Origin of the sequence: Methylobacterium fujisawaense (assembly GCF_039619325.1) — a bacterium.
Taxonomy (GTDB): domain Bacteria; phylum Pseudomonadota; class Alphaproteobacteria; order Rhizobiales; family Beijerinckiaceae; genus Methylobacterium; species Methylobacterium fujisawaense.
Genome location: NZ_CP155000.1, coordinates 3,494,562 through 3,520,618, shown reverse-complemented (window position 1 = coordinate 3,520,618; position 26,057 = coordinate 3,494,562). Strand labels below are relative to the sequence as shown.

Below are 26,057 nucleotides of genomic sequence, written 5' to 3'. Positions count from 1 at the left end.
GCCCCATCGCCGCGCGGTCAAGGTCGAGACTCTCTTGGAGAGGCCGCATCCCTCACCCTGTCCCTCTCCCGCACGGGAGAGGGGACCCGCGCCCGATCCTGAATCCGCGTTGCCAAAGCAGATGCGTGGATCGGCAGGCCCGCACAGGGGCGCTCATTGCGCCGGGCCTCTGCCGCTTTCGCCTCGTGATGACGGTCCTTCAACCGGAACTCCCCGATGCTGCTCACCCTCGACATCCTGACCACCGCGGCGATCCTGTTCATCGTCTCGATCGGCCTCCTGGCGATCTTCGGCGTGCTCAAGATCATCAACTTCGCCCACGGGGCGTGGCTGACGGTCGGCGCCTATTGCGCGGTGGTGACCGCCAAGCTCGGGCTCAATCCCTGGCTGGCGCTGCCGCTGGCCTTCGCGGTCGGCGCGGCGCTCGGCGGTCTCGCCGAGCACTTCATCATCCGCCCGCTCTACCGGCGGCCGCTCGACGCGATCCTGGCCACCTGGGGGCTCGGTATCGTGGTCGGGCAGCTCATCACCCTGGCCTTCGGCCGGGACGTCCAGCTCACCCCGAACCTGCTGGCGGGCACCGTCGAGATCCTCGGCGTCGACTATTCCGCCTACCGCTTCGTGGCTCTGGGCATCGCGCTGGCGATCGGCACCCTGTTCGCGCTGACGATCGAGCGGACCCGGCTCGGGCTCTCGGCCCGGGCGGTGATCATGAATGAGACCCTGGCGCGCAGCCTCGGCATCGACACGGGGCGCGTGCGCCTCGTCGTGTTTATGATCGGCGCGGGGTTCGCGGCGCTCGCCGGCGTCCTGCTGACGCCGCTCACCAGCGTCGACCCGAACATGGGCGTCGCCTGGCTGATCGGCGCCTTCATGCTGGTGATGGTCGCCGACGCCTCGTACCTGGCGCTCGCGGCGGCCTGCCTCGTCTTCGGGGCCGCGCAGGTCCTGATCAGCACCTTCGTGAGCCCGATCCTCGGCAGCATCGCCATCGCGGTGCTCGCCGCCCTCGTGCTGCGGATCAGCCCGAAAGGTTTCTCCCGTGCTTGAGACCCTGCCCGTCACCGAGCGCGCCGCCGCGGCCCCCCGCCGGCGGCGCCTGTCCCGCGCGGCGCCCGTCGTGGTCGCAATCCTGGCGGCGCTCGCCCTCTGGATCGCGCCGCTCGTCCTCGACACCTTCGCGGTCAACGTCCTGACCCGGTCGATGATCTACGCGGTGCTGGCCGTCACGGTGGACCTGCTCTGGGGCTTCGCGGGGATCCTGACCTTCGGGCAGGCGGCCTTCTTCGGCGTCGGCGCCTACGCCACCGCAATGATTCTCACCGCCTACGGGGCGACGCCGCTGGGGATCGCCGCGGCGGTCGCGGCGGCGCTGGTCGCCCCGGCCCTGCTCGGCCTCGCGGTGGGCTGGCTGTCCTTCTACCACCGCTCGACCCCGCTCTACGCCTCGGTGATCTCGCTGGTCGTCCCGATCGTCGTGGTGCAGCTGATCTACGCGGGCGGCGAATGGACCGGCTCCAGCAGCGGCCTCGTCGGATTCGACGTGCTGCCCTTCGAGAGCGAGGGCTATTTCCGCCTCGCGGCCCTGTTCCTGATCGTCGTCACCCTGGCGGCCTGGATCCTGGTCCGGGCCGATGCGGGCCGCGCCCTCGTGGCGCTGCGGGACAACGAGGCGCGCTGCGCCTATCTCGGCCTCAACCCGCGGCGCCTGCAGATCCGGCTCACCGCGGCTCTGGCCGCCGTCGCGGGGATCGCGGGCTTCCTGTTCGCCAACGCGTCGGGCGTGGTCGCGCCCGAGAATGCCGGCTTCCTGTTCGGCACCGAGCTGGTGATCTGGGTGGCGCTCGGCGGCCGCGGCACGCTGCTCGGCCCGGTGCTCGGCACCATCGCCATCGACTACCTCGCGGCGAACCTGTCCGGCGACCTGCCGTTCCTCTGGCAGCTCCTCCTGGGCACGGCCTTCGTGGCCATCATCATCCTGCTGCCGGGCGGCCTCGCCGACCTCGTCGGCCGCCTCTGGCGGGCGCTGCCGGCGGGCCGGCGGGAACCCGCGCCGCCGCGCCTCGTCGCGCGGGCGGCCGGGACGGACGCGGCCGCCTCCGCGACCCCCATCCTCACGGTCGAGAACCTCGCCAAGGCCTACGGCGCCCTGACGGTGCTGGAGGGCATCGACCTGGAGATCCGGGCGGGCGAACTCGTCAGCCTCGTCGGGCCCAACGGCGCCGGCAAGACCACGCTGATGCGCTGCCTCAGCGACGGCACCGAGCCCTTCACGGGGGCGATCGCCATCGGCGGCACCCCGATCACCGGGCTGACGCCGAACCGCATCGTCGGCCTCGGGGTCGGGCGCAAGTTCCAGGTGGCGAGCGTGTTCGAGAGCCTGTCGGTGGCCGATTGCCTCCGGCTCGCCCGGGCATCCCATGACGGCCTGAGCCCGGTCGGGCAGGCGGAGACGCTGGGCCTGCCGCAGGCGGCCCTCGACGTCCTGCGCATGACCGGCCTCGACCGCCTGCTGACCCGGCCGACCCGCCTCCTGTCCCACGGCCAGAAGCAGGCGCTCGAACTCGCCATGGTGGTGGCGCTGGAGCCGCGGCTGATCCTGCTGGACGAGCCCACCGCCGGCCTGACCAAGGCCGAGCGCACCACCATCGGGACCGTGCTCAAGGCGCTCACCGCCGGGGGAAGGATCGCCGCCGTGCTGGTCGAGCACGACCTCGACTTCGTGCGCGAGATCTCCTCGCGGATCGTGGTGCTGCACCAGGGCCGCCTCGTTCTCGACGGCACGGTGGAGGACGTCGTCGGCTCCGAGCTGGTCCGGACCATCTATTCGGGAGGTGCCCATGGCTGAGGCAGCGGGTGAGGCAGCGGCTGAGGCAGTGCGGCGGAGCGAGCCGGCGGGCGCCGCCCTCGCCCTGGAGGGGGTGTCGAGCGGCTACGGGGCGGTCTCGATCGTGAAGGGCGTGTCCCTGTCGGTGGCGCCGGGGGAGATCGTGGCGCTGCTGGGCAAGAACGGCATGGGCAAGACCACGCTGCTCAAGACCATCCTGGGCATGGTCGCCCTGCGGGGCGGCGCGATCACCGTCGGGGGACAGGCGCTCGCCGGTCTGTCGCCCGCCCGGCTCGTGGCGCTCGGCGTCGGCTACGCGCCGCAGGAGCAGCCCCTGTTCCAGGACCTGTCGATCCGCGACAACCTGCGCCTCGCGGTCCCCTCCGACCGGATGCTGCCGGAGGCGCTGGAGCGGCTGTTCGGCCATTTCCCGTTCCTGAAGGACCGGCTGGCCCAGCGGGCCGGCACCCTCTCGGGGGGCGAGCAGAAGATGCTGATCCTCGGGCGCGCCCTGATGCTGCGCCCGCGCCTGCTCCTCATCGACGAGATCTCCGAGGGCGTGCAGCCCTCCATGGTCGAGCGCCTGCGCGGCGTGCTCGACGCCGAGCGGGCGGCGGGCGTGTCCATGCTGGTGGTGGAGCAGCACGTCGCCTTCGCGCTGGCGCTGGCCGACCGCTACGCCGTCCTCAAGCTCGGCGAGATCGTCGACAGCGGCCCCGCCAAGGCGCCGGACGCGCAGGCGCGCGTCATCGGCCATCTGGCGGTGTGAGGCCGTTCCGGATCCACCACCGTCATCGCGAGCGCAGCGAAGCGACCCAGGGTCGCGCCACGCCCCCGGACGGGGCACTGCTGGATTGCTTCGCTGCGCTCGCAAAGACGGTGGTGGATCGGGAGCAGGGAGGAGGAAGCCGTAAGCGCATGAGCGAACTCAACACCTTCTCGATCGCCGCCCGCTGCCCGCGGACCGGGCAGCTCGGCGTCGCGGTGGCGAGCGCCGTCCCGGCGGTGGGCGGGCTCTGCCCCTACATCCGCGCCGGGATCGGGGCCGTCACCACCCAGTCCTGGGTGAACCCCTACCTCGCCGCCCGCATCCTCGACGGGCTGGCCGGCGGGCAGGGCCCCGACGCCGCCCTGGCGGCGGCGCTCGCCACCGACGACCGGCCGGACCTGCGCCAGCTCGGCCTCGTCGATGCGCGCGGGACCGGCGCGGCCTGGACCGGCGCCGGCTGCACGGACGCCGCCGGACACCGCACCGGGGCCGGCTACGCCGTGCAGGGCAACATGCTCGCCGGGACCGGCGTGATCGACGCCATGGCGGAGGCCTTCGCGGGGAGCGCCGCCTGCGACCTCGACGAGCGGCTCATGCGGGCGCTGGAGGCCGGCGATGCGGCCGGCGGCGACAAGCGCGGCAAGCAATCGGCGGCCCTCAGGATCGTCGCCGGCGAGGATTACCCGCTCCTCGACCTGCGGGTCGACGAGCACGCCGAGCCCGTCGCCGAGCTGCGCCGCGTCCTCGCGATCGCCCGGCGGCAGCTCGTGCCGTTCGTGGCCGGCATGCCCCGGAAGGACGGCCCAGCCGGCGCCCTGCCGGACGACGTCGTGGCGATGCTCCTGAAAGCGCCCGCCGAGCGGCCGGGCGCTGCGGCCGATGGCGGGGCCGCCGATGCGCCCGACCTCCTGCGCGACGTCATCGGACTGCGCCAGGAGCCCGGGCGGGTCGCGCACCTGCTGAGGCAGTTCGCGCCGGTGCTCGCCGAGATCGCCCGGCTCCGCGACCTCGACCTCGCGGACATCCATCCGCCGGTCGTCTTCGATCCGACCTTGCCGTACCGCCGGGGGCCCCATGACGACCGCCGTGACTGACGCCCTCTGGCCGTTGCCGATCACCGAGCTCGCGCGGCGGATCGCGGCGCGGGAGCTGTCGAGCGCCGACCTCGTCGGCGCCAGCCTCGACCGGATCGCGCGCCTCGACGGCGCCCTGAACAGCTTCGTCCACCTCTCGTCCGCGGCCCTCGACGCCGCGCGCGCGGCCGATGCCGAGATCGCCAGGTCCGGCCCGCGTGGCCCGCTGCACGGCATCCCGATCGCCATCAAGGACAACTACACCACGGCCGACATGCCGACCCGGGCGGGTACCGCCGTGGAGGCCCTGACCTTCCCGGCGGCCGACAGCCACGCGGTGGCGCGGCTGCGGGCGGCCGGCGCGGTGATCCTCGGCAAGCTGCGCATGCACGAATTCGCCTGGGGCATGGTCACGCCGCCGACCCGCAATCCCTGGGACCTCGACCGGGTGCCCGGCGGCTCCAGCGGCGGCTCCGGCGCCGCGGTCGCGGCCCGCCTCTGCCCGGCCGCCCTCGGCTCGGACACGGGCGGCTCGATCCGGATCCCGGCCGCCCTGTGCGGGGTCGTCGGCCTCAAGCCGACCTACGGCCGGGTCGGCCGGTCGGGGATCGTCCCGCATTCCTGGTCCCTCGACCATGCCGGGCCGCTGACCCTGACGGTGGCCGATTCCGCCCTGATGCTGCAGGCGCTCGCCGGCCCGGATGCCGGCGATCCCGCCGCCAGCGCGGCGCCGGTCCCCGACTACACGGCCGGGCTGGACCGGCCGATCCGGGGCCTGCGCGTCGCGGTGATCCGCAACCACTTCTTCGACGCGGTCGACGAGGACGTCGCTGTCGCAATCGAGGGGGCGCTCCGCTTCCTCGCCGGCCAGGGCTGCACGGTCCGCGACGTCGCGGTGCCGTCCCTGCGCCACGGCCTCGGGGCCATCTACGCCATCGAGCTCGCCTCCTCGACCGCCTATCACGACCGCAGCCTCGCCCAGGGCCACGTGGCGGGCTTCGCCGCCGACGTCCGCGACCTCGTGGAGATGGGCCGGCTCGTGACCGGGCCGGACTACCTGCGCGCCGAGCAGGTGCGGGCCCTGATCATGGACGAGATGGCCGCCGTCCTGGCGGAGGCCGACGTGATCGTCGGCCCGGCCTCGCCCTTGACCGCGTGGCGGACGGACGAGTCCGCGGTGTCGCTCGGCGGGCGCGCGGAGAGCGTGCTGGCGGCCTCCTGGCGGCTGACCTACCCGTTCAACCTCACGGGCCTGCCCGCGATCGCGCTGCCCTGCGGCTTCGACCGGCGCGGCCTGCCGATCAGCCTCCAGATCGCCGGCCGGCCCTTCGCCGAAGCCGAGATCCTGCGCGTGGCGCACCAGTACGAGCGGGCGCACGATTGGTGGCGCCGGGTGCCGCCCCTGGCCGGCTGACGCGGCGCGCCGGTCCTGCGCAGCTGAACCGGCCCGTTGCGATCGATTGCACGCAACCAATACCGCGTCTCATCGCAAATATCCGCGCGCTGTACAGAGCGATGCGTGTGGAACCCTTTTTCCGCGGTTGCCGTTGCTGGGTTCGATTGAAACCAGGAGGCTACCAATGCGCAACATCATTCTCTCGGGTGCCCTGTTCGCGGCCCTGTGCGGCGCGGCGAGCGCCGAGGAGACCACGGTCATCCGCCGCGACGGGCCCGCCGTCGTCGACCACCGCGACACCGTCGTCGAGAAGCGCGAGGTCACCACCGGCACCGTCGATTGCGGTTCCAAGACCGTCCACAAGGAGGACGGCATGGGCAACTCCAAGACCGTCCACAAGGAAGGCTGCAACTGAGCCTCCGCGGCCCGTAACGCCCTGACGAGCCTGGAGATCTCAGCATGACCAACAAGCTTCTTCTGTCGCTGGCGACGGCCGGCCTCCTCGCCCTCCCGGTGGCCGCCCAGGCGCAGGGCACCCTGCGGGGCGCGGCCGAGGGTGCGGCGGTCGGCGCCGATGCGGCCGGCCCGGTCGGCGGCATCGGCGGCGGCGCCGTGGGCGCGGCCACCGGCACGGTGGGCGGCATCCTCGGTGTCGACGACCGTCCCCGGTTCCGCAGCTACGTCCGCGACCGCGGCGTGCGCTCGTACAGCTGGGGCGGCCCGGTCCGGGTCGGCACCGTGCTGCCGGAGGACAGCGTGACCTACTACGACGTACCCGACGAGTACCGGGTGCGTCCGGGCTACCGCTACACCATCGTGAACGACCAGCCCGTCCTGGTCGATCGCGGCCACCGCATCGTCGAGGTCATCGACTGATCGGAGGGGCGCCGGGATCCCGGCGCTCCATGAGGCAGGACGGCCCGTCCGGCATCGCCGCGGCGGGCCGTTTCGCGTCTGCAGGGCGCGGCCCGAGACGAGAGGACGAGAGATCGCGCGGGCATGGGCACGGGCGCTGGAGACGAGGCGCGACGGACCCCCTCTCCCGAGCGGGAGAGGGCTGGGGTGAGGGACGAGAAGGATCAGGATCGAGCGCCCCGTCGCCGGTCAGCCGAGGTCGAGACTTTCTCGGTAAGGCCGCACCCCTCACCCTGTCCCTCTCCCGCACGGGCGAGGGGACCCGCGCCCGGTCCTGAAGCCGCGTTGCCGACACGGATGGATGGATCCGACGGGCCACCGCGAGCGTGCGGCCGGTCGCGGAGGGATCGGCTCGCGCCTCACTCCCGCGTCAGCGCCAGTTCCGGCAGGTGCAGGGTGATCCGGTAGGCGGACGCGTCGTGGCTGCGCGTCACGGTCGCTTCGAGCTGGCGCAGGGACATCTCCACCAGCAGGGTCCCGAAGCCCCGGCCCGGCCGCGGTTCGGCCACGCGGGCCATGCGCTCGCACCATTCGAGGACGAGCCCCTCTTCCTGGCGGTCCCAGGTGACGGACAGCGCGCCGTCGTCGGACCCGAGCGCGCCGTATTTCACCGAGTTCGTCGCCCATTCGTGCAGGATCATCGCCAGCGACGAGACGTGCCGCCAGTTGATCGCCACGAGGGGCCCCTCGATCACCGTGGGGACGTGGTCGCGGTACGGGCGCAGGGTCGCGCCGATCAGGCCCGCGAGGTCGCTCATGCCCTGGCCGTCGGAGGGATCGGCCAGGGAATGTGCCCGCCCGAGGGCCGAGATGCGGTCGCGCATGTCGGTGGCGAAGACGCCGATCTCCCGGTGCGTGCGGGCCCCCGCCGAGATCATGCCGCCGATGATCGCGAACAGGTTCTTCACCCGGTGGTTCATCTCCCGCAGCATCAGGTCGCGGGTCTCGGCGAGCGCGTATTCGGGCGAGACGTCGATGCAGACGCCGACGATCCGCTTCCGGTCGCCGCTCCGGGTCAGGCGCCCGTAGCTGCGGATGTGCCGCAGCGCGTGATCGGCGGCGCGCACGCGGATGCGCGCCTCGAACTCGTCCAGGCCGTGCGCCGCCTCGGCGAGAGCCGCCTCGAAGCCGGGACGGTCCTCGGGCAGCACGCTGGCCGCCAGGGCGGCGGTGGGGTGCGGCGTGTCGGGAATCAGGCCGAAGATCGTGCCGGCGGTGCTGTCGACCACGACGGTCCCGGCATCGGGGCTGTACTCCCAGACGCCGATGCCTCCGGCCTTCACGGCCAGTTCCAGCCGCTCCCGCTCCGCGGCGAGCTGGCGCTCCAGGGACAAGGCCTCGGTGATGTCGGTGAGCACCAGGGTGGCGCCGTCGACGCTGCCGTTCTGCAGGCGGTAGGGCAGCACCCGCAGGGAGAGCGTCCGGTCCCCATCCCGGGTGGCGACGCGCCGCTGGATCACCGAGCCGCCGGCGCAGACCTCCTGGGCGTCATGCAGGTATTCTAGGCCGGCGAGCCGGCTCGACACGTCGGCGAGGGGACGTCCCCGGTCGGCCGGCTGCAGCGGGAAGATCGCCGTGGCGGCCGTGGTGAAGCTGCGCACCTTCAGGGCGCGGTCCAGCACGACCACGGCGAGATCGGTGGATTCGAAGAAGTTGCGCAGGTCGGCATTGGCGATGGTGAGCTGCTCGACCTTGGTCTTCAGCTCGTCGTTGACCGTGGACAGCTCCTCGTTCGTCGACTGGAGCTCCTCGTTCATCGACATCATTTCTTCGTTGGAGCTCTTCAGCTCCTCGTTCGTCGTCTCCAGCTCCTCGACGGTGGAGCGGAGCTTGTAGCGCGTGCGCAGCAGCTCCTCTTCCAGCGCCTCGACGTGGTCGCCGCCGGCATCCATCTCGATCAGGTCGAGATCGTCCGCAGCCTGGAAGGCGCCGGTGTCGCGCAGGACGAGCAGCATCGAGCCGTCGGGCAGGGGATCGCAGATCAGCTCCACCGGCTGCACGCCGTATTCCGAGCGGATCTCCACGTCGCGGACGACCACGCGCTTGCGCGCGTCCCGGGTCTGGCGGAGCAGCGGCCCGATCACGTCGCGCAGGCCCGGACGGGCCAGGGTGATCGCGCTGCTGCCGCCGGTCCGCGTGACCGGGAAGTCGAAGTAGCGGCTCAGGCGCCCGTAGGCGGCGATGATGCCGCCATCCTCGTTGAGCACCATGCTGGGCGGGGCGTAGCGCTCCATGACGCGGCGCACCGCGACGGTCTCGTCGGCGATCGAGGGCTCGCCGCGGCGCTCCTCGCGCGCTCCGCGTCGGGTCTCGCCGCGCCGGGCGCTCCCGGGCAGGTCGATCGGGTATTGCGGCGCGCCCGGCGGCCGCTCGAACAGGCGGGCGTGCTGGTCGATGACCGGGAAGAGGTGCTCGAACCGGCTGACGCTCTCCGAGGGCCCGAGGAACAGGTAGCCCCCGGGCCGGACCGCGTAGTGGAACAGCGGCACCACCGATTGCTGGAGGCGCTCGTCGAAATAGATCAGCAGGTTGCGGCAGGACAGGAGGTCGACCCGCGAGAAGGGCGGGTCCTTGACCAGGCTGTGGCTGGAGAAGCGGATCAGGTCGCGGATCTCGGCCGCGATGGTGAAGCGCTCGGCATGGGGGACGACGTAGCGCTCCCGCAGATGCGCCGGGATGTCGGCGAGCGCGGCGGCCGGGTAGGTCGCCTCCCGGGCGATCTGGAGCATGCGCTCGTCGATGTCGGTGGCGAAGATCTGGACCGCCGGCGGCAGGCCGAGGCGGCGGGCGGCGTCGGCGAACAGCATGGCGATGCTGTAGGCCTCCTCGCCGCTGGAGCAGCCCGGGATCCAGACCCGGATGTCCTCCTCGGGGTCGCGGGTGCGCAGCAGGGGCTCCACCGCGCGCTCCCGGAGGAGCTCGAACAGCTCGGCGTCGCGGAAGAAGCGGGTGACGTTGATGAGGAGGTCGCGGAACAGCGCCTCGCACTCGGTCTTGTCCGCCCGGACGCGGCCGAGATAGGCCCGGCCGGACTCGAGCCCGAGGACGTGCATGCGCCGCTCGACCCGCCGGACCAGGGTGGTCCGCTTGTAGCCGGAGAAGTCGTGGCCCACCGTCGCGCGGATGACCCGGCAGAGGTCGTCGATGTGGTCGGCGACGAGGCGGGCCTCGTCGTCGACGGCGTCGGTGCCCCGGCGCCGGAAGAAGCTCGTGAGGCAGTCCACGATCTCCCCCGGCGGCCGCACGAAGTCGACGAGGCTGGTGCCGACCGCCGAGAGCGGCATGCCGTCGTAGCGGGCGGTGTCGGGCTGCTGCACCACGCAGACGCCGCCATGCTCCTTGATGGCCCGCAGGCCGGTCGTGCCGTCGGCCCCCGTGCCCGACAGGATCACGCAGGCGGCGTTGGCCTGCTGGTCGACCGCGAGCGACAGGAAGAAGTCGTCGATCGGCCGGCGCAGGCCCCGCGGCTGGACGAAGTGGGTGAGTTCGAGGACGCCGTTCTGGATGACGAGGCCCCGCCCGGGCGGGATGATGTAGACCTTGTCGCCCGCGATCCGCTCCCCGCCCTCGCACTGGAGCACCTCCAGCTCGGTCTGCCGGTCGAGGAGCTGCGCCAGCATGCTCTCGTGGTTGGGGTCGAGGTGCTGGACGATGACGAAGGCCATGCCGGTCGGCGGCCGGGCGCGCGCCAGCATCTCCCGCAGGGCCTCGAGGCCCCCCGCAGAGGCGCCGATGCCCACGACGGGGCCGGCGAAGGGCGGGGCTGTCACCGTGCCGGCGCCGTCCAGGACCTCCGAGGCCTCGCCTCCGGGGGCGTTATGGAAATCCTGGTGCATCGAGATCCGCGAGCGTGAGCTTGGCCTGCGCGACCGTGGCGACCGTGTTGGCGATCGTCATCAGCGAGCCCTCGATGACGAGCCCACTCTCCGCAAGCGTCGGGGTCAGCCGGCTCAAGGTCCGGCCGAGTTCGGTATCGTAGGCGGAAAGCAACGCGGGTTGCGAGCGGCTGACATCGAATTGGGATGCGAAAAGAAAGCGCACCTCGCCCGAGAGCGCCTTCAGTTTGGACATGTACAGCAGATTGACGAAGGGCTTCCCGTCCTTGCGGAAATTCAGGATCGGCGTGCGCACGGAGTCCTGCCGGTCGTTCTCCAGGAAGGCGTGGATCTTGGCCCGCGCCTCCCGGTTGTCGGCGTCGCGCTGGAGGAGGCGGCAATTGCGCCCGACGACCTCCGCGCCCGTATAGCCGGTGAGCTGGTGGAACGGCGCGTTCACCAGGAGCAGGACGTTGTCGTCGGTCGCCGCGGCCAGCGCCAGGGCGATGTGGGATTTCTCGAAGAAGGTGCTGAGTTCGGCCGGGATGGTCTGCGTGTCCACGGTAGCTTCCCTGTCGCCTCCGTTCGGCGCGGCCCGGCCGGTCGCCCCGCGTTCGCGCTGCCGGCCTCGGCACGGGTCGACATTCCTGACGCGCAACCGCGGCTGCCGCTCTCCAATTCGGGCACCGCGCTGAGGCCGTCCTCATGGGCGCGTCGGATCGGTATGGCAATGACGCCCGGCCCCGCCCGCCCGTTCCGCGCGGGCCTGCCGCACCCCGTGTCCGGCTGGGGCACCGACGTTCCGCCGGGCGCCGCCCGGTCCGGCCCGACCGCACCGCCCCGGAGGCGGCCGCCTGGCGCCCGACCGCGGCCTCCGGATCTCAGCCCTCGCCCCCGATGATGCCGCGGATGCGGGTGGCCAGCGCCTCCAGGGCGAAGGGCTTCGTCATCACCTGCATGCCGGGGCCGAGATGGCCGTGGTTGAGGGCGGCGTTCTCCGCGTAGCCGGTGATGAACAGGACCTTCAGGTCGGCACGGTGCTGGCGGCCGGCATCGGCCATCTGGCGGCCGTTCATGCCGCCGGGCAGGCCGACATCGGTGATGAGCATGTCGATGCGCACGTCCGACTGGAGCACCTTCAGGCCCGAGGCCCCGTCCGCCGCCTCGATCGCCGCGTAGCCGAGGTCTTCGAGCACCTCGGTCACCAGCATCCGCACGGTGGGCTCGTCGTCCACCACCAGGACCGTCTCGCCCTGCTCGGCGCGCGGGGCGTGGGCGAGGTCGGGCAGGCTCGCCTCGGCCTCCGCCTCGCCGAGATGGCGGGGCAGGTACAGGCAGACCATCGTGCCCTGGCCGACCTCCGAGTAGATCCGGACCTGCCCGCCGGACTGCTTGGCGAAGCCGTAGATCATCGACAGGCCGAGGCCGGTGCCCTCGCCGATCGGCTTGGTGGTGAAGAACGGGTCGAAGGCCTTGGCGACCACGTCGGGGGTCATGCCGGTGCCGTTGTCCGAGACGCAGAGCGTGACGTACTGGCCCGGCTCCAGCTCGCGCTCCTGGGCGGCCCGGTGGTCGAGCCAGCGGTTGGCCGTCTCGATGACGATGCGGCCGCCCTCCGGCATCGCGTCCCGGGCGTTGATGCACAGGTTGAGCAGCGCGTTCTCGAGCTGGCTCGGGTCGACCAGCGTCGGCCACAGGCCGCCGGCCCCCACCGACTCGATCGCCACGGCGGGGCCGACCGTGCGGCGGACGAGGTCCATCATGCCCTCGACCAGACGGTTCACATCCGTCGGCTTCGGGTCGAGGGTCTGGCGGCGCGAGAAGGCCAGCAGGCGGTGGGTCAGGGCGGCGGCGCGCTTGGCCGCCCCCTGCGCCGCGCCGATGTAGCGGTCGAGGGTCGCCGACCCGGCCCTGCAGCATCCGGGTCTGCATCAGCTCCAGCGAGCCGACGATCCCGGCCAGCATGTTGTTGAAGTCGTGGGCGAGCCCGCCGGTGAGCTGGCCGACCGCCTCCATCTTCTGCGACTGGCGCAGGGCCTCCTCGGCGCGCATCAATTCGGCGGAGCGCGCGGCGACCCGCTGCTCCAGGGTCTCGTTGAGGCTGCGCAGCGCCGCGGTGACCCGGTCCCGCTCCGCCTCGACGGCCTTGCGCTCGTCCACGTCGATCAGGACCCCGGGGAAGCTCAGGGGCGTGCCGTCGGGCGCATGGTCGACGCGGCCGTTCGCCTCCAGCCAGTAGTAGTTCCCGTCGGCACGGCGAACCCGGTACTGGTGCGCGTAGGCGCCCCCCCGGGCGATCGCGGCCGTGATGGCCTCGGCCAGGCCGTCGCGGTCGTCGGGATGTACGGTCTCCACCACCTGGGCGAGGCTCAGGCCCTCGCGGCCGAGGGCCGGATCGAGGCCGAAGCTGCGGGCGAAGGCCTCGTCGACGGTGAAGCGGTCGCTCGGCAGGTCCCAGAACCACGTGCCGATGATCGCCCCGGCCGCGAGGGCGAGCTGCACGCGCTGGATGTTGGTGCGGGCGAGCGCCTCGCTGGCGCGCAGCGCGTCCTCCGCCTGCCGGCGCGCCGTGACGTCCCGGAACAGCACCGAGACCTGACGCCGTCCCGGCGGCTCGACCCGGGCCGCCGAGACGTCGATGAAGCGGTCGGCCTGCGCGAAGAAGCGTTCGAACCGGATCGGGCGGCCGGTGCGGAGCACCCCGCCGTACAGGTCGAGCCACGCATCCGCGTCCTCGGCCGCGACGAGGCCGCGCAGGGTCCGTCCGACGATGTTGGGAATGCCGGTGTGGCGCTCGTAGCCCGGATTGGCCTCGATGTGGACGTAGTCGCTCAGGGGGCCGTGCGGGCCGTCGAAGAACTCGATGATGCAGAAGCCGTCGTCGATGGCGTCGAACAGCGTCCGGTAGCGCTCCTCGCCGGCGCGCAGGGCGTCCCGGGCCTGCCGCTGCTCGGTGATGTCGCGCGCCACCCCGGAGAACCGCACCGGGCGCCCGTGGACGTCGCGCTCGATCTCGCCCTGCCGCGCGATCCAGCGGATCTCCCCGGTATCCGGCCGCCGGATCCGGTAGGTGACGTCGCGCGGGGCGTCGCCCCGGCGCCGGCTCGCTGCCGTCGATACGAGGGTCTGGTCCTCCGGCAGGATCAGGGCCTCGACGATCTCGGCCGGGTAGGTGCTGCGCTCCGGCAGGCCGTAGAGCCGGCAGAATTGCGGGGTCGGGTGCAGGAGCCCGTCGTCGACCCCCACGGTGAACAGGCCGATCCCGCCCGCCTCCTGCGCCCGCAGCAGACGGGCCTCGGCCTCCCGGAGCGCCCGGTCGGCGGTGTCGAGGTCCAGGCTGTCCTGGAGCACCGCCACGTAGCCGACATGGGCACCGGCCCCGTCGCGCAGCGGCGTCACCGAGCCGGACATCCGCCGGCGGCCGCCGACGGCGCGCAGGTGCCAGTCCGCGTCCGCGACGCCGCCCTCGTCCAGGGCCCTGCGCAGAGCGGCCCCGGGATGGCCCGCCGCCCGGTCCTCGGGCGTGAACAGCGCCGCGAAGGGCTGGCCGCCCATCGCCTCCGCCGTCCAACCGAGGATGTCCTCGGCGCCGGCGTTCCAGGCGGTGATGCACCCGTCGCGGTCGAGGGCGATGGCGGCGAACCGGGCGGCGCCGTCGGGGATCGGCGGCGCGCCGCCGGTGCCGGTGGTCGCCGCCCGCGCCCGCAATCCGGCGGCCTCCTCCTCCAGCGCGCGGGCGCGCCGCAGGAGCATGTCGGTCCCTGTCGCGTCCACGCTCAGGGTCCGGGCGTCGCGACGGGCTCCGCCGCCGGCCGCGCGGACGCGACGGGGCCGATCTGCGCGGGGCGGTCGGGGCTGGTCGCCGGGGCGGGGAGGGCCGGTGAATCGGGCACGGGACTGGCGCTGTGACAGAGGTGGCGGGTCGTGGGGGCCTTCTGCCGGAAACGGACCTGGGACGCCACGGGAACGCACCATAACGCGCGGAAACCGCCAAGGCTGCGTCGGCCGGCCCGCGAGGACCGGGTCAGTGCGGCTCGGCGAGGCGGCAGGTGGCGCCGCTCGCGCGGGGCCAGCCGTAGTAGATCGTCTCGGCCTGCACGTCGGCGAGGCCCACGACCTCCGGCACCGAGGCCTGCTGCGTGTCGAGCACCGCCCCACCGGCCCCCGTGAAGGTACACAGGACGGTCACGTTCGTCGCCAGGTCCGGACCGGTGTTGCGCAGGTTGACCATCGCCCGCTGCGGCTCGTGGGAATCCGGTGGCGTGTGGAGCCGGGTCTCGCGAAGGACGAGGGCGGCGTCGGCCCGCGTCGGCGTCGCGCACGTGACGATCAGGCCGGCCGCCAAGAAGGCGGCGGCCGGCCGCGACGTCCGAATCCTGCGCATGATCCGTCCCTCCCATCCTCGCGCCGGGGCCCGGCCCCCGCTTCGGTCAAACTTGGGAACCGGCATCCCGGTTCTCCGCGCGGTGCGTCCGGCGCTTCATACCCGGCTCAGTTGCGCAGCGGCTTTGCGTCGATCTGCATCCGGTAGATCGTCGTCGGGAACTTGACCGCCGAGGCCTCGCCGCCGTTCATCGCCGGCGTGCGGTTCATCTGCGCCGCCGGGATCCACAGGCCGCCCTGCTCGTCGATCCACATCGCGTCGACCCAGACGAGCCGCGGGTCCTGCACCAGGGTGCTCATCGTCCCGTCCGGCGCGATCTTGAGGATCCGCAGGCCGTCCGTGTCGCTCGCGTAGATCGTGCCCGCCGCGTCGATGGCGGTGCCGCCCGTCGCCACGGTGGCGGCGTGGAGCTTGACGTGCTTGGCGCGCTCCGCGTCGCTCACGGTCGCGTCGTCGAGATACCGGGTCTCGATGCTGTAGAGCGGCCCGGTGCAGGCCAAATAGTAGAAGATCTTGCCGTCCGGCGAGACCTCCAGCTGGTCGGCGTGGATGAAGAGCAGCTTGCCCTGGTCGTCCCGGAGCACCCGGCCCTGGCCGGTGAGCGGGCGCTGCGCGATGGTCGACCAATGGCCGTCGAGCACCCGCCGCAGGCCGCCGGTCTCGCGGTCGAGGACGATCAGCCCGGGCTGGCCGGCATCCGTCAGGTAGATGTGGCTGCCGTTGAAGCGGAAATCGTCGATGAAGCTCTTCTCGCCGGTCGCCGCCTGCAGCGGATAGACCTTGCGCACGGCGTTCGTGGCGAGGTCGATCTGCACGAGCTTCGGGCCGCCCGGCAGCGGCGCCGCGCCCATGCCCGGCGCGCCCTTGTCGACCACCCAGAGGTCCCCGTCCGGCCCGATCCGGATGGCGTTGACCGCCACGAAGGCCTTGGCCGGATCGTCGCCCGGCTTCCAGGCGTTCCAGGCCGCGTCGGGAAACGGGACCGCCTTGCCGTCCCGCCACTCGCCGAGTTCGAGGCCCGTGTCCTTGCTCTGCCGCTGGAACGGGGAGAACAGCCGGCCGTCCGGGGATCGGGTGATGCCGTTGAAGACGAGGCTGTCCGATTTCACCATCGGCTTGAGGGCGTCGGACTCGGCCGGCGCCTCGGCGGCGCGGCCGGGCGTGCCCAGGGCGGCGGCCAGCAGGAGGGCGAGGAGCGTGGCGCGCATGGCGGTATCCCGGTCCGATGGTGAAGCGTCCGGGCCGGTAAGCCCGCAGGGCGCGCGGTGTTCCCTGCCGATCCCGTCGGCCGCAACCGAACCTCCGACGCCCCGGCCCCGCCGGGGGCGCCTGCGACGCTCCGCCGGGGCTGGATCCTGTGAAAATGAGAACATATAATGAACAGACGACGCGGGCCGCACGGGGCGGCCGAGGAGGAGCGAGGGATGGCCAAGTACCGGTTCCACTGCACCAACGGCCTCGAATGCGTGTTCGATGCCCGCGGCACCGAGGTCCGCGCCGCGGCACGCCTGGTCGACCGGGCCCGGAAGGTCGCCTCCGACGTGCGGCAGTCGCTGGCGAACCGGACCGACTGGGCCGAGTGGCGGGTGAGCGTGCACGATCTCTCGGGCCGGCGCGTCCTGGTCCAGCCCTTCGAGGGGGCGTCGGGCCGCGCCAGGGCGGCCTGAACGATGGCGCCGCTCCGGACGGGCGCGGATCCGGTCGCCGGCGAGCCGGATCAGACGATCCGCCCTCTGAGCCTGTCCGAGTTCATCGGGCAGCGTGCGGCGCGGGCGAACATGCAGGTGTTCATCGAGGCGGCGCGGAAGACCGGCCAGGCGCTGGACCACGTGCTGTTCGTCGGCCCGCCGGGCCTGGGCAAGACGACGCTCGCCCAGATCGTGGCGCGCGAACTCGGCGTGAACTTCCGCTCGACCTCCGGCCCGGTGATCGCCAAGGCCGGGGACCTGGCCGCGCAGCTCACCAACCTGGAGGAGCGCGACGTCCTGTTCATCGACGAGATCCACCGGCTCAACCCGGCGGTGGAGGAGATCCTCTACCCGGCCATGGAGGATTACCAGCTCGACCTGATCATCGGCGAGGGCCCGGCGGCGCGCTCGGTCAAGATCGAGCTGCCGAAGTTCACGCTGGTGGGCGCCACGACCCGGGCGGGGCTGCTGACCACGCCGCTGCGAGACCGGTTCGGGATCCCGATCCGGCTGGAATTCTACGAGATCGACGAGCTGGAGCAGATCGTGGCGCGCGGGGCGCGGGTCCTGGGCCTGGGGATGTCGGCGGAGGGAGCCAACGAGATCGCCCGGCGGGCGCGGGGCACGCCGCGGATCGCCGGGCGTCTCCTGCGGCGGGTGCGGGACTTCGCCGTTGTGGCGGAGGCCGAGACGGTGACGCGGGCGATCGCCGACCGGGCGCTGCAGCTGCTCGACGTGGACGCGGCCGGGCTCGACGTGATGGACCGCAAGTACCTGAGCCTGATCGCGCGCTCCTTCGGGGGCGGCCCCGTGGGGATCGAGACGATCGGGGCGGCCCTGTCGGAGCCGCGCGACGCGATCGAGGACATCATCGAGCCGTATCTCATCCAGCGCGGCTTCGTGCAGCGCACCCCCCGCGGCCGCGTCCTCACCCGGCACGCCTACCGCCACATGCAGCTGCCGGAACCCGGGGCGGCCCCGGTGGCCGCCTGAGGCTGCGGCCCGACGAACGGCGGCCGTGCCGGCGGATGGCGACGCACCGCCCGCCCGTCCCTCAGGCCCTGCGACGCACCGCGCCGGCGTCGTGGTCCATCCGCTGGAGCAGGGCGGCGAGGGGCATCGGCCGGCCGATGTGATAGCCCTGGACGTAGCGGCTGCCGTGCCGCCGCGCCACGTCCAGCTGGGCCTGCGTCTCGATCCCCTCGACGATCCCGTCGAGACCGAGGTTGCGACACAGGTCCAGGATCGTGGAGATCAGGCTGCAGCCCCGGTCCGTGTTGATGTCGACCATGAAGCTGCGGTCGATCTTGATCTTGTCCAGCGGCAGGCGGTGGACGTAGCCCAAGCTGGAATAGCCCGTCCCGAAATCATCGAGCGCGATCTTGATGCCGAGGCTGCGCAGGGCGGTGATGGCCGCCTTGGCGTGATCGAAGTCGCGCATCAGGGCGGTCTCGGTGAGTTCGAGCGTCAGCCGGCGCGGGTCGAAGCCGCTGCCCTGCACCGCGGCCAGGATCGCCAGGACGGTCTCCGGCGAGGCGAGATCGTGGGCGGAGAGGTTGAAGGACAGGCCGGTCTCGGGCGGCAGCCGCGCGCCGTCGGCGAGCGCCTTGCGCAGGAGCAGGAGCGTGACCGTGTGGATCATGCCGCAGCGCTCGGCTGCCGCGATGAACCGGTCCGGCCCGACCTGGCCCAGCGACGGGCTCGTCCACCGCGCCAGACCCTCCACGAAGGCGATCCGTCCCGTCTCCGTGTCGAGGATCGGTTGGTAGTGCAGGACCATCTCGGCGGCGAGGTCGGCCGTCCGCAGGGCCGTCTCCACCGCCTGCTCGGCATGGATGGCGTCCTTGTGCTCCTGCGAGAACAGGGTCGTCGCGCCGCGCCGCTGCTCCTTCGAGTGGTAGAGCGCGTAGTCGGCGCGGTCGAACAGGGCGTCCGCGTCGCGCGTGGCCTTGCAGGAGAGGGCGAGGCCGCCCGAGCAGCCGGTGACGACCCGGATGTCGCCGATCCGCGTCGGCTGCTGCAGCGCCGTGCAGATGCCGTCGCAGAAGGCGAGCGCCGCCGCGGCCCCTTCGGACGCTCGGAGAATCACGCCGAATTCGTCGCCGCCCAGCCGCGTCACCACCACGTCGGCGCTGGCGAATTCCGCGAGGCGCCGGCCGGCTTCCGCCAGGACGCGGTCGCCGACATTATGCCCGTAGGTGTCGTTGATCGGCTTGAAACGGTCGAGGTCGAAGATGGCCAGGGCGAAGGGCGCGCCCGCTTCCGAGGGCGAGCGGATCGCCTCGTCGAGCTTCTGGAAGAAGTAGCGGCGGTTCGGCAGGCCGGTCAGGCTGTCGGTCTGGGCAAGGCGCGCATTCTCCTCGGAGAGCCGGCTCGCCACGGCCTGGGATGCCACGAGGTCGACGAAGGCCCGGTAGTTGGTGTTGAGGGTCCGGACCATCACCACCGTCACGAAGGCCGTGTTCGCCGCGATGGCGAGGAAGACCTTGTTCCCGCTCGTCACGCAGCAGAACAGGAACACGCTCATGACGATGCCGGTCACCAGGAAGGCCGCGACCGGCAGATGGGTCAGGCAGAAGATGCAGGCGATCACCGTGACGGCCACGAAGATCGCCGCGTGGCCCTGCTCGTAGGGGCCGCCGAACCCGGTCAGGACCATCGCCCAGACCACGAAGACGATCGAGAAGAAGATCGTGAGCACCGTGGTCCGCCGCAGATGATGGACCGCCTGCGCCTCGCTCAACGTCTCGGGCCGCAGGCGCAGCCAGTGGACCCCGCGGATCAGGCACAGCGAGATCACGACCGCCGGAATGCCGAGCGTCAGGACGGCGGGCGCCAGGGCATAATGCGTCGCGGCGAGCGCGCAGGCATTGACCGAGAGCAGTCCGTAGAGGGACGGGACCTGTTTCTGCAGTTCCGCGAGTTGACGGATGGCGGTCAGGCCGCGCGGGGATTTGGTCAGCGCCGCGATCAGTGTCGACAGAGCGTGTTTCGGGCGGTTCATTGGAGCTGCAGCTGCGCGATTTTCGCATTACTATTTTCCTTTCATTAAGGAGCCATTTAAGCGGCGCGCGCGGACGGTGGTCAGCCACGACCCGGATTCGCGTCCGGGACAGCCCCGTCGCAACAGCCCCGGACGCTTGACTCGCCGACCGGACCGATCTTCGATCGCGGCCGGCACACCGTGATCGACGGGACTGGACCGTGATCCGTCTTGTCGCGTTGGACGAATCGTGAATTATTTACTGTATTGGTCTTTCGTTTCTGTGCGGCAATGAAACATTCTAGATCAATACAATTGTTCGGTTGCGCGCATTTCAGTGATCCGGGAAGGCCTCCGATTGCCCGCAGGGCGCATCCCGGCGATGATCGTCGGGACGGCCGCCACGCGGCCGCCGGAACGTGTCTGGAGAGTGGTCGATGAGAATCCCTGCCCGTGCCGTCCGGCCCGCGATCCTCGTGGGCGGCCTGCTCGTGGCCGCCGGGCCGCACGGGGCTGCGGCCGGACCGGGGCGGCCCGAGACGATCCACGTGACCTTCGCCTGTCCGACGGGGCGGACGCTGGCCGTCACGTTCGTGAACGGCGCGGGGCCGGAGCAGGCAATCGTCCGGCCGGGCGACGGCGGCGCCGTCACCCTGCCGGTGCAGCTGAGCGGGTCGGGGTTCCGCTATGCCGACGCCACCCACGAGCTGCGGGGCAAGGGGCGGTCGGTCACGTGGACCGACGGGTCCGGCAAGCCCATCACCTGCACCGATCAGACGCCGGCCGGCTCCGGGCCGCGATAGGCGGTGCCGCATCCGGGCCGCCGGGTCCGGACGCGGATGCCTCCCGTCCGGTCACGCTTCGTGTCCCGGCGCGCCGGGCCATCGGGACGATCCGCGTCGCGGCGGCCGAGCGGATCCGGGCGGTGACCCGCCTGCCATCGGGGCGATCGCCCAGGAGGCCGGATTCGCCAGCCGCGTGCGGATGCGCCGCGCGATCCGCCGGGCCGCTCGCAATCGTCCGAACCCGCGGGGCCGGTCACGGGCCGTTCACGGGCCGGACATGGCCGCGTCATCGCGGGTCGCGCCCGTTGCGAGCGGCGCTCCCTGGCCCGGCCGCGCGCGACCCGCTAGGAACCGCCCGTCCCGGAGACCGAAGCGTCGGCGTCCGGCGGCGGCCCCCTCGACGCGGAGAACACCCTTGCCTGCGGCCCCGTCGCGCTTCGACGCCGTTCTCCTCGATCTCGACGGCACCCTCGTCGACAGCCTGGCCGATCTCCGGACGGCCCTCAACGCGACCCTGGCGCAGGAAGGCCTGCCGCCGGTCGCGGCCGCCGCGGTGCGGGCGATGGTGGGCGACGGCGCCCTGGCGCTGATGCGGCGCGCCCTGCGGGCCTCCGGCGGCGACGCCGACCGGGCGGCGGAGCTGCTGCCGGCCTTCCTGGCCGTGTACGAGCCGATCGCGGCGGCCGGCACGGCCCTGTTCCCCGGCGCCGCGGAAGCCGTCCGCGCGCTCCGGGAGGCCGGCCTCGCGCTGGCGATCGTCACCAACAAGCCGGCCCGCGCCACCGGCCTGATCCTGGATGCGGTGGGGCTGACGCCGCTGATCGACACGGTGGTGGGCGGCGACACGCTGCCCCAACGCAAGCCCGATCCCGCGCCGCTCCGGGAGGCCCTGCGCCGGCTGGGGGTCGAGCCCGGCCGGGCCGTCATGGTCGGCGACATGCACCACGACATCGCGGCGGCCCGCGCGGCGGGCGTCGCCGCGATCCTGGCCCGCTACGGCTACGGGCGCCCCGAAGACGCAGACGCCGCCGATGCCGTCCTCGACCACATCGGCGGCCTGCGGGTCCTGATCGGGGCGCTGCCCGGGGCGCTGGCGTCGGGCCGCGCCCCGGCCTCCTAGCGGCTTCCCGCGAGCCCGAAGCGGGCGGGGGCGCCCGGCGCCCGGGCCTTCCGCTCGAGGACGGCACGAGCGCTGTCGGCGAGGACGAGCCAGGCGCCGGCCATGAGGGTGACGTCCTTGAGGACAAGGCGTCCGGCGCCCGAGAGGTAGGGGAAGCCGTGCTCGGCATCGCCGAGCGCCGCGACCCAGGCCTCGGGGGTGGTGACGAGGAACGACAGGGTCACCACCGGGGTGAGGAAGGCCAGCACCGCCCCGGCCAGGCCCAGCCGCCGCGACGCCAGCCCGGCGAGGACGAGCAGGCCGATCAGCAGCTCGACCGTGCCGAGCCCGCGGGAGAACGCGTAGGTGTGGTTGGCCGTCTGCCAAGCGCGCGCGGCGAGGTTCAATTCGCCCTCGTGGGTGAGATGCTGGGCGTATTGGTCGGGGTGGGCGTAAAAGAACGCCATCACCGGGCTGTTGGCGACGAAGGGCGTGATGCTGTCGGCCTCGTAGGGCACGAACTTGAGCGCGCCGATCCAGAGGAAGATGACCGCGATGGCGACCCGCATGGCCTGGAGGCCGAGGCGGTTCGATCCCGGCCCCGAGACGAGGCCGAGGACGCGACGAACCTGCGTGTTCATGGCACGATTCCTTGCTCAATCGGATGGGAGGAGGGGGCTACGCCTCGGCGGAGGCCGCGAAGGCGTCGAGCGCGCGGGTCGCGTAGACGACCGCGGCACCGGCATTGAGGCTGGTGGCGACCCCGAGGGCCTCGGCCAGCTCGGCCTCGGTGGCCCCGAGCTTGCGGGCGGCGTCGGTGTGGACCGTAATACAGCCGTCGCAGCGCAGGGAGATCGCCACCGCCACCGCGATCAGCTCCCGGGTCTTGGCGTCGAGCTGGCCGGTCTTCTGGCCCGCCGTGCTGAGGGTGCCGTAGCCCCGCACCGTGTCGGGGCTGAGCTTGGCGAAATGTCCGACGCCGGCGGTGACCTGCTGGCGGTAGGTGTTCCAATCGATCATGGGCATGACGACCTCCTTCGTGATGACGAGGAAGGTAATCGGGGCCGGCCGCCCTCTCGATGACCGCGCGGCGCAGGCGGATGACCGTGCGGATCAACCCGCCGTCGGCGGCGCCTCGGCCTGCCGGGCCTGTCCGGGGCGGACCCCGTACTTGCGCAGGAACGCCCGGCTGAGCGCGGCCGCGGACTGGTAGCCGACCTCCGCGGCGAGACGATCCAGCGAGACCGTCTCGGTGCGCAGGCGGTGATGGGCGAGCCCGAGCCGCAGGTCGGTGAGGAATTCCAGCGGGGCGACGCCCGCGGCGGCGCGGAAGGCGCGCACGAGGCTCGCCCGCGACGCGGCGGCTGTCGCGGCCAGTTCGTCCAGGGTCCAGGGATGCACCGGATCGCGCACCATCGCGCGCACCGCCCGGGCGGTGAGCGGCTGCCCCAGGAGGCGCAGCAGCCCCTCGGCCGGGGCCGACGTCTCGAGATGCGCGCGCAGCATCATCATGAACAGCGCGCTCGCGAGGTTCTCGGCGACCGCCACTGCCCCGGCGCGGAGGTCGTTCAGCTCCTCGCGGATGCCCGCCAGCAGCGGCGCGAAGCGGGTGGCGAGGGGCTGTGCGCCGACGCTCAGGACGAGGAGGTCCGGCAGGGCGGTGACGATCAGGGTCTGGGGTGCCGCCTCGAAGGCGAGGCGGCCGCAGATCAGCTCGACGTCCGGCTCGGCCCCGACGGTGGTCTTGAACCGCAGGCTTTGGGCGTGGCGGACGGTGACGGGGAGCTGGGTCGACGGCGGGGGCCCCACGCCGTGGAACACGTGCGCGTCACCGCGCGGCAGGAGCAGGATGTCGCCGGCCGTGACCTGCAGCGGCGCGCGCCCGGGCCGCCACAGGGTGGCTTGGCCGCGCGTGACGAGGTGGAAATAGGCCTGCCGTGCCGGCTCTTGCTCGTGCGGCGCGGCCCAGGCGCCGCCGAAGCGGCAGACGTCGTCCAGGCGCGGCTGCACGCGCAGCAGCGGCGCGAGGCCGCTCAGCGGATCGTCTGCCCCGGCGGCCTCGGGCTCGCCCGCGCGGCGCCTGATCGGTCCGGCCATGCTCCCCGCGCTCCCGGAATGCCCTCGGAGCACGGCATAGGCGCGCGCGGCGGCCTCGACCAGGGGTAGTTCGCCCGCCGCCGCGCGGGGTCAGCCCGCCGCGATGGCCTTTTCGACGAAGGCGATGACGCCGGCGATGTAGAGCTGGATCGGGATGCCGCGCTTCCGGTGCTTGGCCCGCTTCACGTACCAGTCCTGCAGGAGCGGCTTGATCAGCGCGGCGGTGAGATCGACGTCGGCGACCGCGAAGACGCCCGCCGCAATGCCGCGGGCAAGGACCTCGGCGAAGATGCGCTCCGTGGCGGCCTCGCTCTCCGTCGCCATCGTCCGGGCGGGGGCCGGAAACCCCTTCGCCTCCATGAAGGCGAAGACGAACCAGGGCTGCATCGCCTCGGTGAGGCGGATATGGGTCTCGATCAGCCAGCGCAGATGCGCGGCCGGATCCCCCTCGATCCCCGCGGGAGCCTGCCGCAGGACGGCCTCGGCCGTCTCGGCCACCTCGGTGAGGATCATCACCAGAAGCGTGTTCTTGTTGTCGAAGTACGAGTAGAGCCCGCCCATGCTGAGGCCCGAGGCCTGCGCGAGGTCGCGCAGGCTGGTCTCGTGGAAGCCCTGCCGGCTCGACAGCTTCAGCACCGCCTCGATGATCCGGGCGAGGTTGGCGGTGGCGACGTGATCCTTCCGGACGCTGATCCGGTCCCGGTGCCGCGCCAGGATCCGCGCGCAGATCGCCTCGGTCGCGTAGGCGTCCTTCGCCGGCAATTCGGCCGGACGGGCGGACGGGGGAGCGTCAGCGGGTCTCATCGATCCATCGTCGCGCGGGCCGGTCGGGGCGACGGCCGAAGACGGTCCCCGTCGCTTGGCCCGTTGCCAGTCGCCCTTAGCGCGTTGCCAGATCCGAATCCAGGCGATAAAAAGCGAGCGCTCGCTCGATTTTTATCGCCTGGGCCGGCACAGCAGGTGGGCTCATGGATTTCACCATCTCCCCGCGCGTCGAGGATTACCGCGCCCGGATCGCGGCCTTCGTGGACACGCACATCCTGCCGCTGGAGGCCGATCCGACGGCCTATGACGGCCACGGCAACATCAGCCTCGCCGAGCTGGCCCGGCTGCGGGGTCTCGCCCGCGACCAGGGCCTGTGGTGCCTGCAGCTGCGGCCCGAGACCGGCGGCGCCGGTCTCGACAGGGTCGGCATGGCGGTCTGCTACGAGGCCATGAACCGTTCGATCTTCGGGCCGGTCGTGTTCAACGCGGCCGCGCCCGACGACGGCAACATGATGGTGCTGGAGAAGGTGGCGACGCCGGCCCAGAAGGCGCGCTGGCTCGCGCCGATCGTCGACGGACGGGTCCGCTCGGCCTTCGCCATGACCGAGCCGCATCCCGGCGGCGGCTCCGATCCGGGGATGATCCAGACCCGGGCCGAGCGGCGGGGCGACCGCTACGTGGTCACCGGCCGCAAGTGGTACATCACCGGCGCCGAGGAGGCCGCGCACTTCATCCTGATGGCGCGCACCTCCGACGACGCACGCAAGGGGCTGACCGCCTTCCTGTTCCACAGGGACCAGCCCGGCTGGCGGATCCTGCGCCGCATCCCGATCATGGGGCCGGAGGAGCATGGCGGCCATTGCGAATTGCTGTTCGAGGGCCTGGAGATCCCGGCCGAGAACGTGCTGATGAGCGAGGGCGACGGCCTCAAGCTCACCCAGATCCGCCTCGGGCCGGCGCGGCTGACCCACTGCATGCGCTGGCTCGGCCTGTCGAAGCGCTGCGTCGCGATCGCCCGGGCCTATGCGGCCGAGCGGCACGGCTTCGGCGTGCGCCTCGCCGACCGGGAAAGCATCCAGCTGATGCTCGGCGACCTCGCCATGCGGATCGAGATCGGCCGCCTCCTGGTGATGAAGGCCGCCTGGGCGCTGGACCAGGGCAGCTTCGCCCGCAAGGAGGTGTCGATGGCCAAGGTGCACGTGGCCAACCTCCTCCACGCGGCCGCCGACACGGCGATCCAGATCAACGGCGCCCGGGGCTATTCCACCGACACGCCGCTGGAATGGATCTACCGCTACGCCCGGCAGGCCCGCCTCGTGGACGGGGCCGACGAGGTCCACAAGATGGTGCTCAACCGCAATCTGGAGGCCGAGGGCGACGCCTTCTGGTCGTGGGGTGTCGGGGCGTGAGCACGGCCTCGTCCAGGCTGTCCGCTGTCCCATCCGCCGATCGGCCGAGTAA

General features: G+C 72.3%; 21 protein-coding genes and 1 pseudogene. 12 read left to right on the top strand and 10 right to left on the bottom strand.

Going from position 1 to position 26,057, the window contains the following annotated elements; genetic code table 11:
- Positions 1-216 precede the first annotated feature (216 nt).
- The 7 genes from ABC766_RS16735 (at position 217) to ABC766_RS16705 (ending at position 6,941) form a co-directional block, all read left to right on the top strand.
- The gene (locus ABC766_RS16735) at positions 217-1,050 is read left to right on the top strand and encodes a branched-chain amino acid ABC transporter permease (protein ID WP_345819088.1); all 834 of its coding nucleotides are present in this window, start codon (positions 217-219) and stop codon (positions 1,048-1,050) included.
- Entirely contained in the window at positions 1,043-2,848 is a 1,806-nt protein-coding gene (locus tag ABC766_RS16730; protein ID WP_075381065.1) for an ABC transporter permease subunit, read from the top strand. The genes ABC766_RS16735 and ABC766_RS16730 overlap by 8 nt, the downstream gene beginning before the upstream one ends.
- Entirely contained in the window at positions 2,841-3,596 is a 756-nt protein-coding gene (locus ABC766_RS16725; protein ID WP_051045128.1) for an ABC transporter ATP-binding protein, read from the top strand. Before ABC766_RS16730 ends, ABC766_RS16725 begins: the two co-directional genes overlap by 8 nt.
- A gap of 149 nt (positions 3,597-3,745) precedes the next feature.
- On the top strand, positions 3,746-4,690 hold the full coding sequence (locus ABC766_RS16720; protein ID WP_279901384.1) for a DUF1028 domain-containing protein: 945 nt from the start codon (positions 3,746-3,748) through the stop codon (positions 4,688-4,690).
- Positions 4,683-6,083: an amidase gene (locus ABC766_RS16715; RefSeq protein WP_345819087.1), complete on the top strand. Its 1,401-nt coding sequence runs from the start codon at positions 4,683-4,685 to the stop codon at positions 6,081-6,083. Before ABC766_RS16720 ends, ABC766_RS16715 begins: the two co-directional genes overlap by 8 nt.
- A 166-nt stretch (positions 6,084-6,249) precedes the next feature.
- Positions 6,250-6,480: a hypothetical protein gene (locus tag ABC766_RS16710; RefSeq protein ID WP_043358016.1), complete on the top strand. Its 231-nt coding sequence runs from the start codon at positions 6,250-6,252 to the stop codon at positions 6,478-6,480.
- 44 nt (positions 6,481-6,524) lie between these two features.
- Positions 6,525-6,941, top strand: coding sequence for a DUF1236 domain-containing protein (locus ABC766_RS16705; protein WP_345819086.1), 417 nt, complete (start codon positions 6,525-6,527; stop codon positions 6,939-6,941).
- A 398-nt stretch (positions 6,942-7,339) separates the two neighbouring features.
- Here ABC766_RS16705 and ABC766_RS16700 read toward each other — a convergent pair whose 3' ends face one another.
- The 5 genes and pseudogenes from ABC766_RS16700 to ABC766_RS16675 all read right to left on the bottom strand — a co-directional run bounded on the left by ABC766_RS16700 (position 7,340) and on the right by ABC766_RS16675 (position 16,387).
- Positions 7,340-10,816: a CheR family methyltransferase gene (locus ABC766_RS16700; protein ID WP_345819085.1), complete on the bottom strand. Its 3,477-nt coding sequence runs from the start codon at positions 10,814-10,816 to the stop codon at positions 7,340-7,342.
- Positions 10,797-11,357: a PAS domain-containing protein gene (locus ABC766_RS16695; RefSeq protein WP_053610625.1), complete on the bottom strand. Its 561-nt coding sequence runs from the start codon at positions 11,355-11,357 to the stop codon at positions 10,797-10,799. Before ABC766_RS16695 ends, ABC766_RS16700 begins: the two co-directional genes overlap by 20 nt.
- A 319-nt stretch (positions 11,358-11,676) precedes the next feature.
- A pseudogene (locus ABC766_RS16690) lies at positions 11,677-14,707 on the bottom strand (PAS domain S-box protein).
- 112 nt (positions 14,708-14,819) lie between these two features.
- Positions 14,820-15,179, bottom strand: a complete 360-nt coding sequence (locus ABC766_RS16680) for a hypothetical protein (protein WP_043351061.1) — start codon at positions 15,177-15,179, stop codon at positions 14,820-14,822.
- A gap of 107 nt (positions 15,180-15,286) precedes the next feature.
- Positions 15,287-16,387: an SMP-30/gluconolactonase/LRE family protein gene (locus tag ABC766_RS16675; protein WP_345819084.1), complete on the bottom strand. Its 1,101-nt coding sequence runs from the start codon at positions 16,385-16,387 to the stop codon at positions 15,287-15,289.
- Positions 16,388-16,603: 216 nt separating this feature from the next.
- On the opposite strand from ABC766_RS16675, the gene ABC766_RS16670 reads away from it, so the two are divergent.
- Both ABC766_RS16670 and ruvB read left to right on the top strand, forming a co-directional pair.
- Complete coding sequence (locus ABC766_RS16670; protein WP_043387267.1) at positions 16,604-16,846, top strand: DUF6894 family protein; 243 nt, start codon at positions 16,604-16,606, stop codon at positions 16,844-16,846.
- Between the two features lie 3 nt (positions 16,847-16,849).
- A complete protein-coding gene (gene ruvB, locus ABC766_RS16665) occupies positions 16,850-17,860 on the top strand; it encodes a Holliday junction branch migration DNA helicase RuvB (protein WP_043759692.1) in 1,011 nt (336 codons plus the stop codon).
- Between the two features lie 61 nt (positions 17,861-17,921).
- Here ruvB and ABC766_RS16660 read toward each other — a convergent pair whose 3' ends face one another.
- On the bottom strand, positions 17,922-19,871 hold the full coding sequence (locus ABC766_RS16660; RefSeq protein ID WP_342140833.1) for a putative bifunctional diguanylate cyclase/phosphodiesterase: 1,950 nt from the start codon (positions 19,869-19,871) through the stop codon (positions 17,922-17,924).
- Positions 19,872-20,287: 416 nt separating this feature from the next.
- Here ABC766_RS16660 and ABC766_RS16655 point away from each other — a divergent pair, with 416 nt between their 5' ends.
- Positions 20,288-20,653, top strand: a complete 366-nt coding sequence (locus tag ABC766_RS16655; protein WP_043351262.1) for an MliC family protein — start codon at positions 20,288-20,290, stop codon at positions 20,651-20,653.
- A gap of 397 nt (positions 20,654-21,050) precedes the next feature.
- The gene (gene gph, locus ABC766_RS16650; RefSeq protein WP_342140834.1) at positions 21,051-21,755 is read left to right on the top strand and encodes a phosphoglycolate phosphatase; all 705 of its coding nucleotides are present in this window, start codon (positions 21,051-21,053) and stop codon (positions 21,753-21,755) included.
- Here gph and rclC read toward each other — a convergent pair.
- The 4 genes from rclC to ABC766_RS16630 all read right to left on the bottom strand — a co-directional run bounded on the left by rclC (position 21,752) and on the right by ABC766_RS16630 (position 24,635).
- Positions 21,752-22,375: a reactive chlorine resistance membrane protein RclC gene (gene rclC, locus ABC766_RS16645; protein ID WP_342140835.1), complete on the bottom strand. Its 624-nt coding sequence runs from the start codon at positions 22,373-22,375 to the stop codon at positions 21,752-21,754. The two genes, gph and rclC, sit on opposite strands and share 4 nt — an antisense overlap.
- A gap of 37 nt (positions 22,376-22,412) precedes the next feature.
- A complete protein-coding gene (locus ABC766_RS16640; protein WP_342140836.1) occupies positions 22,413-22,760 on the bottom strand; it encodes a carboxymuconolactone decarboxylase family protein in 348 nt (115 codons plus the stop codon).
- Between the two features lie 87 nt (positions 22,761-22,847).
- On the bottom strand, positions 22,848-23,831 hold the full coding sequence (locus ABC766_RS16635; RefSeq protein WP_345819083.1) for an AraC family transcriptional regulator: 984 nt from the start codon (positions 23,829-23,831) through the stop codon (positions 22,848-22,850).
- Positions 23,832-23,921: 90 nt separating this feature from the next.
- Entirely contained in the window at positions 23,922-24,635 is a 714-nt protein-coding gene (locus tag ABC766_RS16630; RefSeq protein ID WP_345819082.1) for a TetR/AcrR family transcriptional regulator, read from the bottom strand.
- A 164-nt stretch (positions 24,636-24,799) separates the two neighbouring features.
- Here ABC766_RS16630 and ABC766_RS16625 point away from each other — a divergent pair, with 164 nt between their 5' ends.
- On the top strand, positions 24,800-26,005 hold the full coding sequence (locus ABC766_RS16625; RefSeq protein WP_345819081.1) for an acyl-CoA dehydrogenase family protein: 1,206 nt from the start codon (positions 24,800-24,802) through the stop codon (positions 26,003-26,005).
- Positions 26,006-26,057 lie beyond the last annotated feature (52 nt).

Coding starts and splice junctions, on each gene's coding strand:
- ABC766_RS16725 (WP_051045128.1), top strand. CDS start 2,841: ATGGCTGAGGCAGCGGGTGAGGCAGCGGCTGAGGCAGTGCGGCGGAGC.
- ABC766_RS16705 (WP_345819086.1), top strand. CDS start 6,525: ATGACCAACAAGCTTCTTCTGTCGCTGGCGACGGCCGGCCTCCTCGCC.
- ABC766_RS16720 (WP_279901384.1), top strand. CDS start 3,746: ATGAGCGAACTCAACACCTTCTCGATCGCCGCCCGCTGCCCGCGGACC.
- ruvB (WP_043759692.1), top strand. CDS start 16,850: ATGGCGCCGCTCCGGACGGGCGCGGATCCGGTCGCCGGCGAGCCGGAT.
- ABC766_RS16700 (WP_345819085.1), bottom strand. CDS start 10,816: ATGCACCAGGATTTCCATAACGCCCCCGGAGGCGAGGCCTCGGAGGTC.
- ABC766_RS16625 (WP_345819081.1), top strand. CDS start 24,800: ATGGATTTCACCATCTCCCCGCGCGTCGAGGATTACCGCGCCCGGATC.
- ABC766_RS16710 (WP_043358016.1), top strand. CDS start 6,250: ATGCGCAACATCATTCTCTCGGGTGCCCTGTTCGCGGCCCTGTGCGGC.
- ABC766_RS16675 (WP_345819084.1), bottom strand. CDS start 16,387: ATGCGCGCCACGCTCCTCGCCCTCCTGCTGGCCGCCGCCCTGGGCACG.
- ABC766_RS16630 (WP_345819082.1), bottom strand. CDS start 24,635: ATGAGACCCGCTGACGCTCCCCCGTCCGCCCGTCCGGCCGAATTGCCG.
- rclC (WP_342140835.1), bottom strand. CDS start 22,375: ATGAACACGCAGGTTCGTCGCGTCCTCGGCCTCGTCTCGGGGCCGGGA.
- ABC766_RS16660 (WP_342140833.1), bottom strand. CDS start 19,871: ATGAACCGCCCGAAACACGCTCTGTCGACACTGATCGCGGCGCTGACC.
- ABC766_RS16680 (WP_043351061.1), bottom strand. CDS start 15,179: ATGCGCAGGATTCGGACGTCGCGGCCGGCCGCCGCCTTCTTGGCGGCC.
- ABC766_RS16670 (WP_043387267.1), top strand. CDS start 16,604: ATGGCCAAGTACCGGTTCCACTGCACCAACGGCCTCGAATGCGTGTTC.
- ABC766_RS16735 (WP_345819088.1), top strand. CDS start 217: ATGCTGCTCACCCTCGACATCCTGACCACCGCGGCGATCCTGTTCATC.
- ABC766_RS16635 (WP_345819083.1), bottom strand. CDS start 23,831: ATGGCCGGACCGATCAGGCGCCGCGCGGGCGAGCCCGAGGCCGCCGGG.
- ABC766_RS16640 (WP_342140836.1), bottom strand. CDS start 22,760: ATGCCCATGATCGATTGGAACACCTACCGCCAGCAGGTCACCGCCGGC.
- ABC766_RS16655 (WP_043351262.1), top strand. CDS start 20,288: ATGAGAATCCCTGCCCGTGCCGTCCGGCCCGCGATCCTCGTGGGCGGC.